Here is a 16,102-nt window from a genome sequence, read left to right as displayed (position 1 = left end):
AATCAAACTAAAGATTTGGATCACCATATAAATTTAATTGGTGATTTAATTCAATTTAGTATTGGAAATATATTGACGACGTTTAAATAACGTAAACTTAACTAGATTTAATTTTTTGATATCCAATTAATTTCCAATTTAATTAGTGATGTATTACTTCCATATTTTAAATCTAGAATAAAAAATATATTGCCTATTTTATAGTTAACAATCTGCGCTGATGTAAACGATAGATAGTGACCATGTTGGTGACAATAAAGGTGATTTCGACAAAGGACCCGCCAATCGAACCAATCCAAATGTTATGGCTAGCCCAACAGAAGGAATTGAATAAGATCAATGATCTCAAGGCGATTCCTTGTCTTGAAAAGAGTGCCCATGTCGCAACGGATGAACCAACAACCGTAATAAACTCAAAGAAATGGTTCATGTTGGGCAAAGTCATACACCACATTAATACGATAAAGAACCACATCACTTTGCGTGATTGAGTTTTTATCGATACGTAGCTTCGAATAGCATTAATAATGACACCTATAGCGGCTACTATTGCACCCATTAATATGAAATGAATACTCATGACAAAACAAAATATCATCATTTGATAGCGAAAACGCATATCATCTTTTTGCCAAAAGGCCATTACACCGATACAAAAAGCCAGGCCGCCAACTCCTTGTGTTATCCAGTTTTCCATATTTAGCCTTTATTTTTAGATGCTATCGAGCACGATCAAATATTAACTTTGAGAGAATAATGCTCAACCATAAAATAACCCTCCAAAAGGAGGGCTAGATATAACGTTAGAGTTGCTATTGCATTAGGGTTAATTGACTAACTTAACGGCTTCACGAGTCAAATGAGCCAGCTCTTCCCAATTGCCTTCTTCAATCAGCTTCTTATCCACCATCCAAGTACCACCACATGCGAGTACGCGAGGTATCGCTAGGTAGTCTTTAATATTGTTTGGATTAATACCACCTGTTGGCATGATCTCAATATCCGTGTAAGGCGCAAGAAGTGACTTAACCATGTTGATGCCACCTGATGCTTCCGCTGGGAAGAATTTCAATGTGGTTAATCCCATTTCTAGAGCGGCTTCTACTGTGCTCGGGTTGTTGACCCCAGGAATGATATCAATACCAATCTCTTGGCAGGCTCTTACCGTGTTTGGGTTAAATCCTGGAGAAACGACGAACGTTGCGCCCGCTTCTTTAGCGGCGATAGCTTGCTCACGATTGAGCACAGTGCCAGCGCCGATCAACATATCTGGTTGTGATTTACGAAGTAGACGAATAGCTTCAACTGCAGCCTCAGAACGGAACGTAATTTCTGCTGCCGGTAAGCCATTTTCAGCCAACACTTTACCCAAGGGGATGATGTCTTCAGCGTTGTCGATAGCGATCACAGGGATAACTTTCAGTGTTTTTAGTTGTTGTTTGATGTTAGACATTGGTATTCCTTAAATGGCTGTGATGGCCGCTTGAGTTAGTTCTTTTGCAATAATGGCACCACGATGTTGGATAACGACGCCTGCCATGGCATTACCGCGCTGGCATGACTTTGTTAAGTCTTCGCCCGCAAGGTAAGCAGATAAAAATCCGCCATTGAATGAGTCTCCTGCTGAGGTCGTATCAACGACGTGCTCAACAGGTAGGGTCGGCACCGCCCGTGGAGCCGAAGCGGTACCAGAATCTGGATTTATGTCACTTTGAGTGATGGCATCTTGAATGAGACAACCATTGGGACCCAGTTTAACGATGCATCGCTTAACACCCAGTGCAGTTAGACGCTCAATAGTTTGTTCTGGAGAGCTATCTCCCCAAATTAACTGTTCATCATCGAATGTCACCAATGCTAAATCCGTCAATGTATACATGGCTTGGTAGCTGTTTTTGACGGTTTGGTTTTCGTCCTGTGGCCAAAGTGCAGGGCGGAAGTTACTGTCGAAGGCGATCTCAACGCCTTGTATCTTCAACTCAACCAAGATGTTCAATAGCTCGATACGATCTTGCTCAGGCAGAATCGCTAATGTGATACCGCTGAGAAAGATCATATCGACATTGCGCAGTGTCTGTTTTATCTGATTGAAATCTGGGTGCTGCAGCAGGTAGCGTGCAGCTGATTGGTTTCTCCAATACAGAAAGGTACGTTCACCTGCGTCATCAAGCTGAATTAGGTACAGACCTGGAGTACGTTGGCTGTCTTGCAGAACTAGGTCAGTTGACACCCCTTCTTGTTGCCAGCGTTCTAACATTCCCTTGCTAATCGGGTCTACGCCCAAAGCCGTGACGTAGGACACTTTGATGTCATCTTGATTGAGGTTGGCCTCGCAGCCCCGGCTTAAATAGACCGCAGCATTGAGCGTGTCTCCGCCAAACGTTTGATGCATTGAGCCGAACGGTTTACCGTTCAGCTCGATCATGCACTCACCAATAATGGCGATATGTTTCATGGGTTACGCCCTCTCTTCGAAGTAGCGTTTTGCGTTACCAAAGCAGATGTCCTCGACCATAGGGCCAAGCAGTGACATGTCGTTTGGCACCTCGCCGTTTTCAGCCCAACGACCAAGCATGTCACACAGAATTCGGCGGAAGTATTCGTGGCGTGTGTACGACAAGAAGCTGCGAGAGTCAGTCAGCATGCCGACAAACTGGCTAAACAGACCAAGCTGAGATAGCTGCTCCATTTGGCGTTGCATGCCGTCCTTCTGATCGTTGAACCACCAACCAGAACCAAACTGAACTTTGCCCGCGATGCCGCCACCTTGGAAGTTACCAATCATAGTTGCCATCATCTCGTTATCGCGAGGGTTTAAGCAGTAAAGGATGGTGCGAGGTAATTCATTGCTTTGATCCATTTCGTCCAACAGATGCGCCAATTCGAAGGCAAATGTCTTATCGCTAATCGAATCAAACCCCGCATCTGCGCCTAACAGTTGGAACATACGCGTGTTGTTATTGCGCTGAGCACCAATGTGAAGCTGCATTACCCAACCCATTGCGGCGTAGCGCTTGCCTAACCACACTTGAACCGCTGTTGAAAACTGTGCACATTCTAGATCGGTGAGTGTTTCGCCATTGAGGCGTCGAGCTAACAGGGCATCCAAATCCGATTCTGATGGAATAGGTGCGTAGCGAACCACTTCAATACCGTGGTCTGCTGCACGGCAACCATGGTCGTTGAAATGCGTTAGGCGGCTGTCTAAAGCACTCAAGAGATGATGGAAGCGAGTGATCTCAACGTCAGCAACCATGCTTAATTTTTGTAGGTAATCAGCAAAGCCATCAAGTTCAATTTTGAACGCTTTATCTGGGCGCCAGCTTGGTAGAACCTTCACATCAAATGAACTGTCTTGAGCGATCGCTTTATGGTGTTCAAGAGAATCAATTGGATCGTCTGTCGTACCTGCCATCACCACATTCATTTGCTTCATGATGCCGCGAGCACTAAATTCTGGTGTTGCTAATAGCTCGTTGCATTGGTGCCAAATTTGGTCTGCGGTTTCTGGACCAAAGAGAGTGCCAGTAATACCAAATGGGCGGCGTAGTTCTAAATGAGTCCAGTGGTAAAGTGGGTTGCCCAAGGTTTGAGGGACGGTTCTAGCCCATGCCATGAACTTATCATAATCGCTTGCGCCTCCAGTAATCAGACGCTCATTAATCCCTGCTGAACGCATACCACGCCATTTGTAGTGGTCACCTTCAAGCCAAATCTTAGACATGTTTTCGAACTGACGATCTTGAGCCACTTCTGCCGGGTTTAGGTGGCAGTGATAGTCATAAATCGGCTGGTGGCTTGCGTGTTCGTGGTACAAACGGCGTGCAGTCTCATTCGACAGCAAAAAGTCTTCACATAAGAAATTTTTCATTGCTTGTACTCCTTATAACGCAGCCACGGTCACAACGGCACCGTGTTCAATTAGTGATTGATACGCAGAACTTACTGCATCAATGACCTGCGGGTTTTGGCCTAGCTCAGCAGGGAAAATCGCTTCAACCGCAAGCAATGCCGGAACCACAGATACATTGAGCCCATGCTGGTCGCAGATTTGGCGAAGTGTATCCGCCATTGGATCGCGAACATCAATCTCATTACCTTGCTCGTCCACGCCAGATACATAACGCATCCAGCCAGCGATAGCGGTTGCAAGCCACGAGAAATCTGAGCCTTGCTCTAAATGGAATTGCAAGCTGCCACCCATACGTTGAGGGATCTTCTGGCTGCCATCCATCGCAATCTGCCAGGTCTTATGCTTCAAGCTTGGGTTAGTGAAACGGTTGATCAGCAAGCTTGCGTAACCTTCTAAATCAGTCCCTTCAGGCATCGTTAACGAAGGTGCTTGTGATTTCATCATCATGTCAAAAGCGGCTTTTCGGTAGCCTGCATCTGTCATGGTGTCGGAAATATGGTCGTAGCCACCAAGGTATCCAAGGTAAGCAAGGAAAGAGTGACTGCCATTGAGCATGCGCAGTTTCATTTCTTCGTAAGGCACTACATCTTCGACGAACTCTGCGCCAGCGACATTCCAATCTGGACGACCTGCCACAAAGTTATCTTCAATCACCCATTGGCGGAAGGGTTCACAGGCGATAGCACATGGGTCTTCACAACCAAGCAGTTCTGCAATTTCTGTCAGTGTTTCTTCTGTTGCTGCAGGTACGATGCGGTCAACCATAGTGCATGGGAAGGTGACATTAGTTTCAATCCAATCACGTAATTCTGGGTCAAGCAGTTGAGCAAACTCAATGATCGCTGCTTTTGCTACATGACCGTTCTCTTGCACGTTGTCGCAAGACATCACCGTGAATGGTGTTAAGCCACGTTCGCGGCGAACTTTTAGGGCTTGGACAATATAGCCAAGCGCAGATTTCGGTTGAGTTGGGTTAGCTAGGTCTGCGATGACTAATGGGTTATTTTTGTCGAGTTTTCCGGTCGCAGGGTCAGCGCAGTAGCCTTTTTCTGTGATGGTCATAGACACGATAGCGACTTGAGGCTCTGCCATTTTTTCTAATACGGTTTTAATGCCGTCTAAGCTTGGATGAAGAGATTCTGTCACTGAGCCGACCACTTTAACGTCTGTGGATTCAGCGCCTTTTTCAGCTACGGTGTAAAGGTGGTCTTGCGCGCGAAGTGATTCAATTAGGTCTTCGCCGCCGAATAGGTTTATCTCACAAATGCCCCAATCAGTATTGGTTTTGCTGAGCATTTCATTGGTGAATAGCGCTTGGTGCGCACGATGAAAGGCACCAAAACCTAGGTGCACAATACGGCTTTGGAGTGCAGAACGGTCGTAGTCAGGTCGTAATACAGTGTTTGGCAGCGTAGAGTTAGCAACAGTCTTCATTATTCAGTTCCTTTTCCCGCCAGCGAACCAACGGGATTTTATTATTTGATTATACGTTTGAGTGTTTAGCAGTCCTAGAATGTATCTGTGACCAAATTACGAACCGTAGCCCAGTACTAATTCAGGTAGGAACAAGCTCAGCTCAGGGATAAAAGTAACGGCCATCAAGGCTGCAATCAGTGCTGCATAGAATGGCAGCAAAGGTTTGATGACTTTGTCGATGGCAATGTTGGCAACCGAACAACCGATGAATAGAGCACTACCCACTGGCGGCGTACAGATACCGATAGCAAGGTTGAAAGTCATCATGATGCCGAAGTGCACAGGGTCGATGCCTAGGTCTAGCGCGATTGGTAAGAAGATTGGTGTGAAGATCAGTACCGCTGGTGTCATATCCATGAAGATACCCACAATCAGCAGAATGATGTTGATGATCAATAGAATCATTAGCGGGTTATCAGAAACCGCCAGTAATGCATCAGCAATCATGTAAGGCACATCGGCGTTCGCCATTGCCCAAGACATGCCCATTGATGCCCCAACAAGTAATAGAACGATAGACGTTGTTACTGCAGACTCAAGGATGATCTTTGGGATATCACGCCATTTCACTTCACGGTAGACAAGCACAGCTAAAACAAACGTGTATACCACAGCAATTGCGGAAGCCTCAGTTGCAGTAAAGATACCGCCAATGATGCCGCCCATGATGATGCCGATCAGTGCTAAAGAAGGTGCCGCTTTTAGGAAGGTATCCCAAACCATTGTTAATGAAGGACGCGCTGCCACTGGGTAACCGCGACGTTTCGCGATGATACCCGCCACAATCATGATACTTAATCCCATCAAGATACCTGGGATGTAGCCCGCTAAGAACAGCGCCGCAATTGAAGTACCACCAGAAACCAACGAAAAAACGATCAGCGTGTTACTTGGCGGAATCAATAGACCAGTAGGACACGAAGTAATGTTTACCGCAGCAGAGAAGTTTTCATCGTAGCCATCTTTCTTTTGCAGAGGAGACATGGTGCCACCAACTGCAGCCGCCGATGCAACCGCTGAGCCTGAGATAGAACCAAACATCATGTTTGCCATCACGTTTACGTGTGCCAATGAACCCGGTAGACGGCCACCCAACACTTTTGCAAAGTTGATCAAACGCAGTGCTATGCCGCCTTGGTTCATGATGTTGCCCGCCAAAATGAAGAACGGGATTGCCAGTAGAGCAAAGTTATCAAGGCCAGCGGCCATACGTTGAGCAACTACAGCGATTGCAGGCTCAAGCGGTAAGCTCATTAAGATGGTTGCCAGTGACGATAAACCAATCGCAAAAGAGACCGGTACACCGATTGTAAGCAGTACAGCGAAACTACCGAATAAGGTCAGTATTACTTGCCATTCCATTGTGAAATCCTTCTATCAATCAAGTTGTGAGTCGGTGATCAAATCGTCACCTGACATTAATTGTTTAACGCGTTCGTAGGTAAATACGACGGAGTAAAAAATCATCAAAGCGCCACTAATCGGTAAGCAGAAGTAGATGTAGCCCATTTCTAAACCTAGAGCGGGAGTCAGCTGTCCCATCGCAAGCGTTTTAGCAGCAAGTTGGCTTCCACCGTGTACCAGAACGATATAAGAGAAAGAAGCGATGGCTATTTGGATAACGATTTCGTTGATTAATTTGCGTTTGCCAGTCAGCTTCATCGTAAGCAGGTCGATGGCAAGGTGGCGTTTCAGACCCGTAGTGTAAGCAGCACCAATTAAGGCTACCCACATAAAGAGATAACGCGCGAGCTCGTCGGTAACAGTACTTGGTTTGCCAATAACATAGCGGGATAAAACCTGCCATATCACACACAGTACTAAGAAAGACGATAGAGACACTGTAAAGGCGGCCAACCCTCTATTTATGTAACTGACCAATTTATTCATGTTTATTTCCTTTCAACAAAATTGCGTATCTCATAACAATTGGTTTACCAATGTAAGAAATTGTTTCTATGTAGGGATGGGATGTTCAAAAATCTGGCTGAATCATAAGCTATTCATTTTTTGGTTGGCGTGAGCAACTTCACAAATGATTTTGGTTGACCAATTTATGGGTTTTTATTGTGATATTGGTCAATCAATTTTAATTTCAGCTTTGACGGTTCCTTTTTTGAGCCCCAATATGAGCCCATAACAAAAAACACCCTACATTTTGGATAACCAATCCACGGAGAATAAGAATGATGATGACGCGTAAAACTTTGATTAGTGCGGTTGTCGGTGCTGCTTTCACTTTTGGAGCAACAGCTTCTGCTTATGCAGCGACAACATTGAAACTGAGCCATAACCACCCTCGTGACCATGCAGTACATGAAGCGATGACGTTTATGGCGAAAGAAGTACGTGAATTGACGGATGGTGAGGTGCGTATTCGTATTTACCCTGATGCTCAATTGGGTACACAGCGTGAATCTATGGAGCTGATGCAGAACGGCGCTTTAGATATGGTGAAAAGTAATGCTGCTGAGCTAGAAGCTTTTTCTCCTGCTTATTCATCATTCAACATGCCTTACTTATTCCGCGATCAAGCGCACTACTACAGTGTGACGGATGGTGAAGTAGGCCGTGACATTCTTAACTCTTCTCGTGATAGCGGCTTTATTGGTGTGACTTACTACGACGCTGGTGCGCGTAGCTTCTATACCAACAAGCCAATTAACACACCAGAAGATCTGAAAGGTTTGAAAGTTCGTGTTCAACCAAGCCCATCAGCAATTGCGATGGTGAAAGCGTTAGGCGGTAACCCAACGCCACTAGCTTACGGTGAGTTGTACACAGCACTGCAGCAAGGTGTAGTGGATGCGGCTGAAAATAACATTCCTTCTTTCAGCTTGAGCCGTCACAGTGAAGTGTCTAAATACTTCAGCTTAGATGAGCATACGATGGTTCCGGATGTGTTGGTTATCTCAACCAAAGCATACGATAAACTGACTACAGAACAACAAGATGCGCTAATGAAAGCGGCAAGTGATTCATCTGAATTGATGAAAAAACTATGGGCTGAATCGGAAGCAAAAGAGCGTGCTAAAGCTGAGAAAATGGGCGTTACTTTTGTGGAGCCAGACAAGGCTGCATTCGCACTCGCGGTACAACCAATGTATGACGATCTAGAGAAAACGAATCCAGAGTTGAGTGCTCTTATTGACCGTATTCAGTCTGTTGAATAACTAGCAAATATAGAAAAAATAGTAATACAAAAACAAGGTGTTACTGCATTTTAGGATATAGAGGTTGACCAATTATATTTGGTCATTATGATGGCGAGAGAAATACAATGGAAAGAAGCGACAATATCATCATGATGCCTTTCGAGCCGAAAAGACCTTATCAGGAGATAGGGTTAGTACTAAGAAGAGAACTGATTGAAGGTCTGTATAAGGTCGGAGATAGGTTGCCACCAGAACGCGATATTGCTGAACGTTTAGACGTCAGTCGCACGGTAGTGCGTGAAGCAATCATCATGCTGGAGTTAGAAAACTTAGTTGAGGTGAAAAAAGGGTCGGGTGTTTATGTCCTGAACATTCCAACTCATTCTCGCGAGAATGTGGTCAGCGATGACGCTGGTCCATTCGAGATGCTGCAGGCCCGCCAATTACTGGAAAGTAATATCGCGGAGTTTGCGGCAACTCAGGTCACTCCGGGCGACATCATTAAGATGCGCTCTGCACTCGAACTCGAGCGCGAAGAGCTTGCAAGCGGCACCACCGATTGCAGCGGAGATGAAAGATTTCACATGTGTATTGCAGAGGCCACTCAAAACTCTGTGCTGGTAGATATGCTGAAACAATCCTGGGATAGACGCGAAAAGAGTCCAATGTGGAATAAACTCCACTCTCACATCAGTGGTCAAGATTACCGTGAAGAATGGTTAGATGATCACGCTCGTATCCTCGCCGCCTTACAGCGCAAAGACCCTGTCGCTGCTAAGAACGCAATGTGGCAACACCTTGAGAATGTTAAACAGCGTTTGTTAGCGTTGTCAGACATTGATGACCCAAACTTTGATGGTTACTTATTTAGTTCTAACCCAGTGGTGCTACTTAGCACGGAAAGTTAGTCCTGAAAGCTAACGTTGAATTCAGCGACAAAACTCCTTTTGGAAGCTGGTTCATTCACTAGGTTATTAATAGGTAATCGTCTTTAGACCGGCGTAGACCGGTGCTATCTCGGGCAGTAATTGTCATTGCTGCCATTAAGAAGTCGTTATTGCATTTAGCTTGATTAATTCGAGCCGGCTAAGTGCGTCTTAAAGAAAGGTAAGTCTCATGGAACAAACGTGGCGTTGGTACGGCCCTAATGATCAAGTTTCGCTAGACGATATTCGTCAAGCGGGCGCAACTGGTATTGTGAATGCACTGCACCATATTCCAAATGGTGAAGTTTGGACAAAAGAAGAAATCCTTAAGCGTAAAGCCATTATCGAAGAGAAAGGTTTAACGTGGTCGGTTGTAGAAAGCGTGCCTGTGCACGAAGAGATCAAAACTCAAACTGGCAACTACCAGCAGTGGATTGATAACTATAAGCAAACTCTGTCTAACCTTGCTGAGTGTGGCATCGATACGGTTTGTTATAACTTCATGCCCGTGTTGGACTGGACACGTACTGACTTAGAATTTGAAATGCCTGATGGCTCTCGCGCACTGCGTTTTGACCAAATCGCATTTGCGGCATTTGAGCTGCATATCTTGAAGCGCCCGGGTGCAGAATCGGACTATTCAGAGTCAGAGCAAGCGCAAGCGTTGGATTACTTCAACAACATGACGCCAGAGCAAATTCAGCGACTGACTAATAACATCATCGCTGGCCTGCCAGGCGCTGAAGAAGGTTACACACTAGAAGCGTTTCAAGCACAGCTGGATCGCTATGCGGGAATCGACAAAGACAAGCTACGTGAGCACATGTCTTACTTCCTCGCTGAGCTGATGCCAGTCTGTGATGCGAATGGTTTGAAGATGGCGGTTCACCCAGACGATCCACCGCGTCCAATTCTAGGCTTGCCTCGTATCGTTTCTACGATCGAAGACATTGATTGGTTGACCGAACATGTGCCGAGCAAAATGAATGGTTTGACGATGTGTACCGGGTCATACGGTGTGCGTGGCGACAATGATCTGGTTAACATGATCAAAAAGCACGGTGACCGAATCTACTTTACGCACCTGCGTTCTACCAAGCGTGAAGAGAGCAACCCAATGACATTCCACGAAGCAGCGCACCTAGATGGTGATGTGGACATGTACAACGTTGTAATGGCTATCTTGGATGAAGAGAATCGTCGTGCAGAGGTGGGTGACCATCGCTTAATTCCAATGCGTCCGGACCACGGTCATCAAATGCTGGATGACCTGAAGAAAACCACGAACCCAGGTTACTCGGCAATTGGTCGATTGAAAGGCTTGGCTGAAGTACGCGGTTTAGAGATGGCATTGAAACGTGCTTTTTATACTAAGTAACCACTGATTCTAGCTATAAAATTCCCTGTTAAAACCAGAACCTATGTTCTGGTTTTTTTGTATCTGGTCCTCTTGAAGATTGTGTCTATGATTGACATGGGTAGAATGGTTGTTCTACTCTGTATGTAGAACAATCATTCTACCGGTTGTCGGGTATTAAGAGAGCACTATGTTGAGAGAACAGATTGCAGCAAGCCTTGAAGTGGCGTTCAGCCAACAAGGTTTTGCGGAACCGAGCGTTGCACAGCTGAAAACCGCGTGTGGTGTGAGCCTAAGAACCCTTTATAAACACTTCCCTTCAAAAGAAGCGATGATCGTTGGTGCCTTGGAATATCGACACCAACGTTACCTAGATTTCTTGTTGGAAACGTCACCTGAAAAGGGCCTCGAATCGGTTACTCATATCTTCAACAAGCTCCATCAATGGTTAGAAGAGTATGCGCCGCACGGGTGTATGTCGATGAATGCGATGGCCGCGTTTCCCGATAATGAGCTTATCAGCCAAGCGGTTACACAGCATAAAGAACAAGTCCGTTTGCTAATAGGCAAGCAGAGCCTGCGAGATGATCTCGCGACACCACTGTTTTTACTTCATGAAGGCGTATCAAGCGCGTGGCCAGTATTAGGCGAAGAAGCGGTGGCATCAGCACAGAATATGGTTACAAAATTACTCGAGGAAACACGATGAAATTCGAAATACCGAAAACAATGAAAGGCATAGAGATGTTGGGGCACGGCGGAGCAGAAATGCTTGGCTACCGCGAAGATATCGCGGTTCCTCAAATCGAACCTAATGAAGTGCTGATCAAAGTGATGGCAGCAGGCGTTAACAATACCGATATCAACACACGAATCGGCTGGTACTCAAAAAGCGATGACTCAGACGATGCAAGTTGGTCGGGTGAAGCCTTGAAGTTCCCTCGTATCCAAGGTGCTGACGTGTGTGGTTTCATCGTAGCAGTCGGTAATGAAGTCTCTGCTGACCGTATTGGTGAGCGTGTTCTTATCGAACCTTGTTTAACAGAAGTATACGGACGAGATCTGCCACAGCCATGGTATTTCGGTTCTGAGTGCGATGGTGGGTTCGCTGAATACACCAAAGTTGCAGCGAAGCACGCTTATGCGGTGAACAGCACCATGTCGGATGTTGAACTAGCATCTTTCCCATGTTCTTACTCAACGGCAGAGAACATGCTAACTCGCGCGAATGTGGCTGAAGGTGATCGCGTGCTTATCTCTGGTGCATCGGGCGGTGTGGGCTCGGCGGCGATTCAATTGGCGAAAGCGCGCGGTGCTTACGTGATTGCGATTACTAGCCCAAGCAAGAACCAACAGCTACTTGAATTGGGAGCTGATGAGGTGATTGCTCGTGATGCTGATTTGGTCGCAGTCTTGGGTGAAAGCAGCGTTAACGTTGTGATTGATTTGGTCGCCGGTGACAAGTGGCCAGAGTTTCTTGAAGTTCTAAAACCGCATGGCCGTTATGCCGTATCTGGTGCGATTGGTGGTGCGATGGTCGAGCTTGATGTTCGTACTCTGTACCTGAAAGACCTTAGCTTTTTTGGTTGCACAGTTTTAGAACCGCAAGTATTCCAAAACTTGGTTAACCGCATTGAGAAACATCAGATTAAGGCGATTGTTGCGGAATCTTTCCCGTTGGCTGAAATTCATACTGCACAAGATGAATTTTTGAAGAAAAAACACGTCGGTAAGATCGTACTAGAAGTAGCAGAGCGCTAGTTTTAGTCAGCTTCACAATTTAGATTGATGGAAGAGTGAGCAAGCTTTATTTGCTCGCTCTTTTTGTTCCTGGCGAATACCGAGGAGCTGAGCAAATTGTTGGGTAACAGATCCTATACAGCTAAAAGATTAATGATTCATTTATCACTGTATGGTTTATGAGTTGTCTGTGCGATAATCACCGCCGTTATATATCCCGGTCTATGTTGTATTCATCTAGGAGCTGTATTGATGTTTAAAAGGGTATTGCAGGCGCTATTTTCCCCTTTCGTTGCTAATCAAAGTAATCAAAGTTATTGTTCAAAAAGTGCCTCTCAACAAGCTACCTCCCAAAAAACCACCTCTGAGCAAGAAAACGATAAAGCAGAGCAAACCACTCCTCGCACTTCAATCTTTGTTCCGCCTTCGTCTGCGCAGCCATCATCACTCATTGTCGATAAAACGATAAGCCTTCACGATGGTGAATTTCTTGATTATCTGTTTGGAGAGTCACGTCTGCGAACGGAATCTGATCCATTTAGCGACTTTGTGGCCAGCCAAGTTGAACGTTTAATTCGTTCTCCTAAAGCGCTTCTCAATGAATTGCCTGTGATGCCTGCTTCTGTCACGACATTAATGGGTGAATTACAGGGCGACGAGTTTGATGTCGAGGCATTGCTAAGGGTGATTGAGCGAGAGCCGAGCATGGCAGCCGATGTGATTAAACTAGCGAACAGCGCATACTACAAACGTAGTGAAAAACAGGTAACCGATCTAAAAACCGCATTCTTAAATATGGGTTCGCAAGGTTTGGTAGAGGGTGTAGTGAATTCGTACATGAAGAATTTTACCCCGGGCAACAATATTTATTGGCGCCATTTCGGTGAGAAAATTTGGAACCACAGCATCCAAACGGCTTCTTTTTCAAAGGAGTTAATGAAAGAGTCGCTGTCTCAAGAAGACCAGGCTAGCGCCTATTTTATTGGGCTGATCCGTAACCTAGGTAAGATGATCATTTTCCAAATGATGGTGGAGGCTTTCAAACATGTTGACCCTTCTGTGCCACCTAACTCATTGGCTTTGAAGCGTTTGATTAATAGCTACTCTATTCGCCTCACCTATACCATTGCTAAGTTCTGGGAGTTACCGGAATCGGTACTGACAGCTATTGGCTATCAAGAGTCGAGCCGCTACGCATGTACACCACTGGGCCAAGCCGTGTTTGAGGCTAACTCGTTGAGTGAGCTGACATACTTATTGGATGCTCAGGCGATCGATATCGAGCAATTTAAGAGCCGATGTAAGGAGAGGCTGACGTCACCTGCCGCCTACAAGGTGGCCAACCGCATCTATAAAGAGTCTATGGTGGCGTTGGCTGGATAAGCCATTGGCGTTGATGCTGGTTTATAGCGGTCTTTTGCGAATGGTCTTACGAATGAGTAAGACCATGTTTTTATTGAAGCTGCTTCGATGTGTGCGAATTTGATTTAAGGGATTTCAGACAGTTCTTGCTTTAAGTCGTCAATTTTACGCTGCTCTTTTTCTATCTTGCGCTGATACTTTTTAATTTTGTCCGACCTGTTGTCTTGTTTGGCTTTTTCTAAGTCGGCTTGGTATTCAGCTAAATCTTGTTCGTTAGATTCAATTTTCTCGAGAATCTCGTCTTTCAAACCTTCGTTGCTACAGTTTTCTTTTGCCGCTTTTAATGCCGTTGTGAGTCGGTCGACTTTGTATTGATTGTTGTATTGCTTGGCTTTTTCGATTTGATGCTCGATCTCACAGAACTTTTTCTCACAGCCAGTAAGTGAGTTGCAGGTCGTGCTTGCCATACTGCTAAAAGAAAATGCACTGAGGAGCAGTATTGAGCCTTTTAGGTGTCGATTCATGATTTACCTTCTACTGGTTCTATAGGGTTGAGCCTAGTTTCATCGTAACTTAACACCCGCACGCATTGCTTATGGCAGAGGAGTGTTAAAGGTAAGTCTATGTGTAGAATGACTTATCTCTATTAAAGATAGAATCAAATATGGCTAACCCACAACTTATCGAGGTCACACCAACCGAATCCATTTACTCGTGCTCCGCGTATTTTTTCAGATACTTCTAGATTGAATGCCTCTTGCTTAAGCTCGACCACAACTTCAGTCTTGTATAGCCAGCATTTGAGTTTCAAGAGCATTTTGGCGGCTTGCTCAAAGTCTGGTTCGCATTGAATTGAGGTTAAAGCCTGTTCGATGGTTGCGAGCATTTCAACGGGTAGTGACAAATCTTCGAAAGGGAAACGGGTGAAGAAGCCTAACCAAGAAGAGAATGAATGGTTTTCATCGATAATGCTGCATAAGGCAGCGTCTCTTATTGTTGAAAAATCTCCATACTCGACGGTGAGGTTGGTCTCACCAGGCGCAGAAGATTGCTTGAAAAAAGCTTGGCATTCCGAGGTGTCTTCAACGGTGAATGTTCGGTTGCTAGAAGACAACTCTGGATTTTGAATTTTGAAAAAAGTAGAGCCGTGAACTCGCGCATGTGTACAGCTGTATTCGCCAACTTTGAGTGTCTTTTCAGGCATTTTTACGCACACCTGATTTTGAGCACACGCTTTACTCTCTGCCCACTCTGGGTAAACCCATAATTCGACTCGATTTAGGATCGGAACCTGACTTGAATACGCATCATTGCGGTTCAGTCTGAGCATCTTGTTTGAGAAGATCGCCAATGAGAATGGGCCAGAACCGACCAGCCTCTCGACAGAATTAGGTTCAAAAATCGATGCTTCGGCTCTGGCAAGCAAGCGGGGTAGATGCCAATCCGTCTTGCTGAGTTTTATTGTGATGATGTTGCCTGAAGACGCAGAGACTTCAGTAATATGTTGATAGCAGCGATGCCATAACTTGCTTGAAGAGAGCAAAGTCAGACTGTGTGCTATGTCTTGAGCTTCCAGTGTTCGGCCGTTGTGGAATTGCACACCATCACGCATTTGGAAACGCCAGATCGTTGCATCTTCATTGGGCTGCCAATGATAGGCCAAGTCGCCACATAACTTGCCTTGCTGTACAGAGGTGAGACGCTGGCAAATCTGCATCACTAAGAAACGCTCGGTACGTCTGAGTACACGCTGAGGGTGAAGCGCTTCGAGCTCACGGTGAAAGGGAATGTACGCGACGCTCTGCGCCGATTGACTAGCGCTATTTAGAAAGGCTTGCAGCTCTGTACCAGCATTGCGTCCATTAAAGCTTAAGGTATTAAAGACCTGTTCGATATTGCCTGAATCTGCTTGGCTTTGTGCGTATTGGTAGCACGCTTCCATCGGTTCAATCAGACACGTGAGTTGTGCCTTTTTATTGCGTCCTGAACTGGCTTGCCACTCAATCCAGCCTTGCGCTGTCATTGCTTTGAGTAGGGTTTGAACGTGACGCTCACTCACATGTAGAAGCGTTGCGATTTGACTGACTTGGCAGCGTGATACTCCAGGCCCAAAAGCCTGAAAAATCTTTTCGTACAGTTCAAGCTTGCGCTTTAGGTTGCCCAATTCGAATTC

Annotated in this window: 15 protein-coding genes; 6 read left to right on the top strand and 9 right to left on the bottom strand. The window is 45.6% G+C overall.

Features of this window, described 5'->3' with window-relative positions:
* Positions 1 to 193: 193 nt before the first annotated feature.
* From F0228_RS04255 to F0228_RS04225, 7 genes are all read right to left on the bottom strand, one after another.
* Positions 194 to 697, bottom strand: coding sequence for a YgjV family protein (locus F0228_RS04255; RefSeq protein ID WP_171731268.1), 504 nt, complete (start codon positions 695 to 697; stop codon positions 194 to 196).
* A gap of 129 nt (positions 698 to 826) precedes the next feature.
* The gene (locus F0228_RS04250; RefSeq protein ID WP_171731269.1) at positions 827 to 1,453 is read right to left on the bottom strand and encodes a bifunctional 4-hydroxy-2-oxoglutarate aldolase/2-dehydro-3-deoxy-phosphogluconate aldolase; all 627 of its coding nucleotides are present in this window, start codon (positions 1,451 to 1,453) and stop codon (positions 827 to 829) included.
* 9 nt (positions 1,454 to 1,462) lie between these two features.
* On the bottom strand, positions 1,463 to 2,455 hold the full coding sequence (locus tag F0228_RS04245) for a sugar kinase (RefSeq protein WP_171731270.1): 993 nt from the start codon (positions 2,453 to 2,455) through the stop codon (positions 1,463 to 1,465).
* Between the two features lie 3 nt (positions 2,456 to 2,458).
* Positions 2,459 to 3,871, bottom strand: coding sequence for a glucuronate isomerase (uxaC, locus tag F0228_RS04240; protein ID WP_171731271.1), 1,413 nt, complete (start codon positions 3,869 to 3,871; stop codon positions 2,459 to 2,461).
* 12 nt (positions 3,872 to 3,883) lie between these two features.
* Positions 3,884 to 5,347: a fructuronate reductase gene (locus tag F0228_RS04235; protein WP_171731272.1), complete on the bottom strand. Its 1,464-nt coding sequence runs from the start codon at positions 5,345 to 5,347 to the stop codon at positions 3,884 to 3,886.
* A 96-nt stretch (positions 5,348 to 5,443) separates the two neighbouring features.
* On the bottom strand, positions 5,444 to 6,751 hold the full coding sequence (locus F0228_RS04230) for a TRAP transporter large permease subunit (RefSeq protein WP_171731273.1): 1,308 nt from the start codon (positions 6,749 to 6,751) through the stop codon (positions 5,444 to 5,446).
* 15 nt (positions 6,752 to 6,766) lie between these two features.
* Positions 6,767 to 7,279 (bottom strand): TRAP transporter small permease, encoded by a 513-nt coding sequence (locus F0228_RS04225; protein WP_048609952.1) that lies wholly within the window; start codon positions 7,277 to 7,279, stop codon positions 6,767 to 6,769.
* A gap of 299 nt (positions 7,280 to 7,578) precedes the next feature.
* On the opposite strand from F0228_RS04225, the gene F0228_RS04220 reads away from it, so the two are divergent.
* The 6 genes from F0228_RS04220 to F0228_RS04195 all read left to right on the top strand — a co-directional run bounded on the left by F0228_RS04220 (position 7,579) and on the right by F0228_RS04195 (position 13,950).
* Positions 7,579 to 8,562, top strand: coding sequence for a TRAP transporter substrate-binding protein (locus F0228_RS04220; RefSeq protein ID WP_060981131.1), 984 nt, complete (start codon positions 7,579 to 7,581; stop codon positions 8,560 to 8,562).
* A gap of 107 nt (positions 8,563 to 8,669) precedes the next feature.
* Positions 8,670 to 9,452, top strand: coding sequence for an FCD domain-containing protein (locus F0228_RS04215; RefSeq protein WP_048660902.1), 783 nt, complete (start codon positions 8,670 to 8,672; stop codon positions 9,450 to 9,452).
* Between the two features lie 208 nt (positions 9,453 to 9,660).
* Positions 9,661 to 10,848: a mannonate dehydratase gene (gene uxuA / locus F0228_RS04210; RefSeq protein WP_171731275.1), complete on the top strand. Its 1,188-nt coding sequence runs from the start codon at positions 9,661 to 9,663 to the stop codon at positions 10,846 to 10,848.
* 169 nt (positions 10,849 to 11,017) lie between these two features.
* Complete coding sequence (locus tag F0228_RS04205; RefSeq protein ID WP_116871198.1) at positions 11,018 to 11,536, top strand: TetR/AcrR family transcriptional regulator; 519 nt, start codon at positions 11,018 to 11,020, stop codon at positions 11,534 to 11,536.
* Positions 11,533 to 12,588 carry an alcohol dehydrogenase family protein gene (locus F0228_RS04200; RefSeq protein ID WP_061032040.1) on the top strand — a complete coding sequence of 352 codons (1,056 nt, stop codon included), beginning with the start codon at positions 11,533 to 11,535 and terminating at the stop codon, positions 12,586 to 12,588. The genes F0228_RS04205 and F0228_RS04200 overlap by 4 nt, the downstream gene beginning before the upstream one ends.
* 231 nt (positions 12,589 to 12,819) lie before the next feature.
* Positions 12,820 to 13,950, top strand: a complete 1,131-nt coding sequence (locus F0228_RS04195; RefSeq protein ID WP_171731276.1) for an HDOD domain-containing protein — start codon at positions 12,820 to 12,822, stop codon at positions 13,948 to 13,950.
* 104 nt (positions 13,951 to 14,054) lie between these two features.
* On the opposite strand, the gene F0228_RS04190 is transcribed toward F0228_RS04195, so the two are convergent.
* Positions 14,055 to 14,453: a DUF1090 domain-containing protein gene (locus tag F0228_RS04190; protein ID WP_105058525.1), complete on the bottom strand. Its 399-nt coding sequence runs from the start codon at positions 14,451 to 14,453 to the stop codon at positions 14,055 to 14,057.
* Positions 14,454 to 14,587: 134 nt separating this feature from the next.
* The gene (locus tag F0228_RS04185) at positions 14,588 to 16,093 is read right to left on the bottom strand and encodes an SgrR family transcriptional regulator (RefSeq protein WP_171731277.1); all 1,506 of its coding nucleotides are present in this window, start codon (positions 16,091 to 16,093) and stop codon (positions 14,588 to 14,590) included.
* Positions 16,094 to 16,102 lie beyond the last annotated feature (9 nt).

Source organism: Vibrio sp. 99K-1, assembly GCF_013114585.1.
GTDB lineage: Bacteria > Pseudomonadota > Gammaproteobacteria > Enterobacterales > Vibrionaceae > Vibrio > Vibrio chagasii_B.
This window is presented reverse-complemented; position numbering and strand designations above follow the sequence as displayed.

What these genes read in the sequence shown, in the direction of transcription:
- F0228_RS04205 (WP_116871198.1), top strand. Translation starts at nt 11,018, where the DNA reads ATGTTGAGAGAACAGATTGCAGCAAGCCTTGAAGTGGCGTTCAGCCAA.
- F0228_RS04255 (WP_171731268.1), bottom strand. Translation starts at nt 697, where the DNA reads ATGGAAAACTGGATAACACAAGGAGTTGGCGGCCTGGCTTTTTGTATC.
- F0228_RS04235 (WP_171731272.1), bottom strand. Translation starts at nt 5,347, where the DNA reads ATGAAGACTGTTGCTAACTCTACGCTGCCAAACACTGTATTACGACCT.
- F0228_RS04220 (WP_060981131.1), top strand. Translation starts at nt 7,579, where the DNA reads ATGATGACGCGTAAAACTTTGATTAGTGCGGTTGTCGGTGCTGCTTTC.
- F0228_RS04195 (WP_171731276.1), top strand. Translation starts at nt 12,820, where the DNA reads ATGTTTAAAAGGGTATTGCAGGCGCTATTTTCCCCTTTCGTTGCTAAT.
- F0228_RS04250 (WP_171731269.1), bottom strand. Translation starts at nt 1,453, where the DNA reads ATGTCTAACATCAAACAACAACTAAAAACACTGAAAGTTATCCCTGTG.
- F0228_RS04200 (WP_061032040.1), top strand. Translation starts at nt 11,533, where the DNA reads ATGAAATTCGAAATACCGAAAACAATGAAAGGCATAGAGATGTTGGGG.
- F0228_RS04245 (WP_171731270.1), bottom strand. Translation starts at nt 2,455, where the DNA reads ATGAAACATATCGCCATTATTGGTGAGTGCATGATCGAGCTGAACGGT.
- F0228_RS04215 (WP_048660902.1), top strand. Translation starts at nt 8,670, where the DNA reads ATGGAAAGAAGCGACAATATCATCATGATGCCTTTCGAGCCGAAAAGA.
- F0228_RS04190 (WP_105058525.1), bottom strand. Translation starts at nt 14,453, where the DNA reads ATGAATCGACACCTAAAAGGCTCAATACTGCTCCTCAGTGCATTTTCT.
- F0228_RS04225 (WP_048609952.1), bottom strand. Translation starts at nt 7,279, where the DNA reads ATGAATAAATTGGTCAGTTACATAAATAGAGGGTTGGCCGCCTTTACA.
- uxaC (WP_171731271.1), bottom strand. Translation starts at nt 3,871, where the DNA reads ATGAAAAATTTCTTATGTGAAGACTTTTTGCTGTCGAATGAGACTGCA.
- uxuA (WP_171731275.1), top strand. Translation starts at nt 9,661, where the DNA reads ATGGAACAAACGTGGCGTTGGTACGGCCCTAATGATCAAGTTTCGCTA.
- F0228_RS04230 (WP_171731273.1), bottom strand. Translation starts at nt 6,751, where the DNA reads ATGGAATGGCAAGTAATACTGACCTTATTCGGTAGTTTCGCTGTACTG.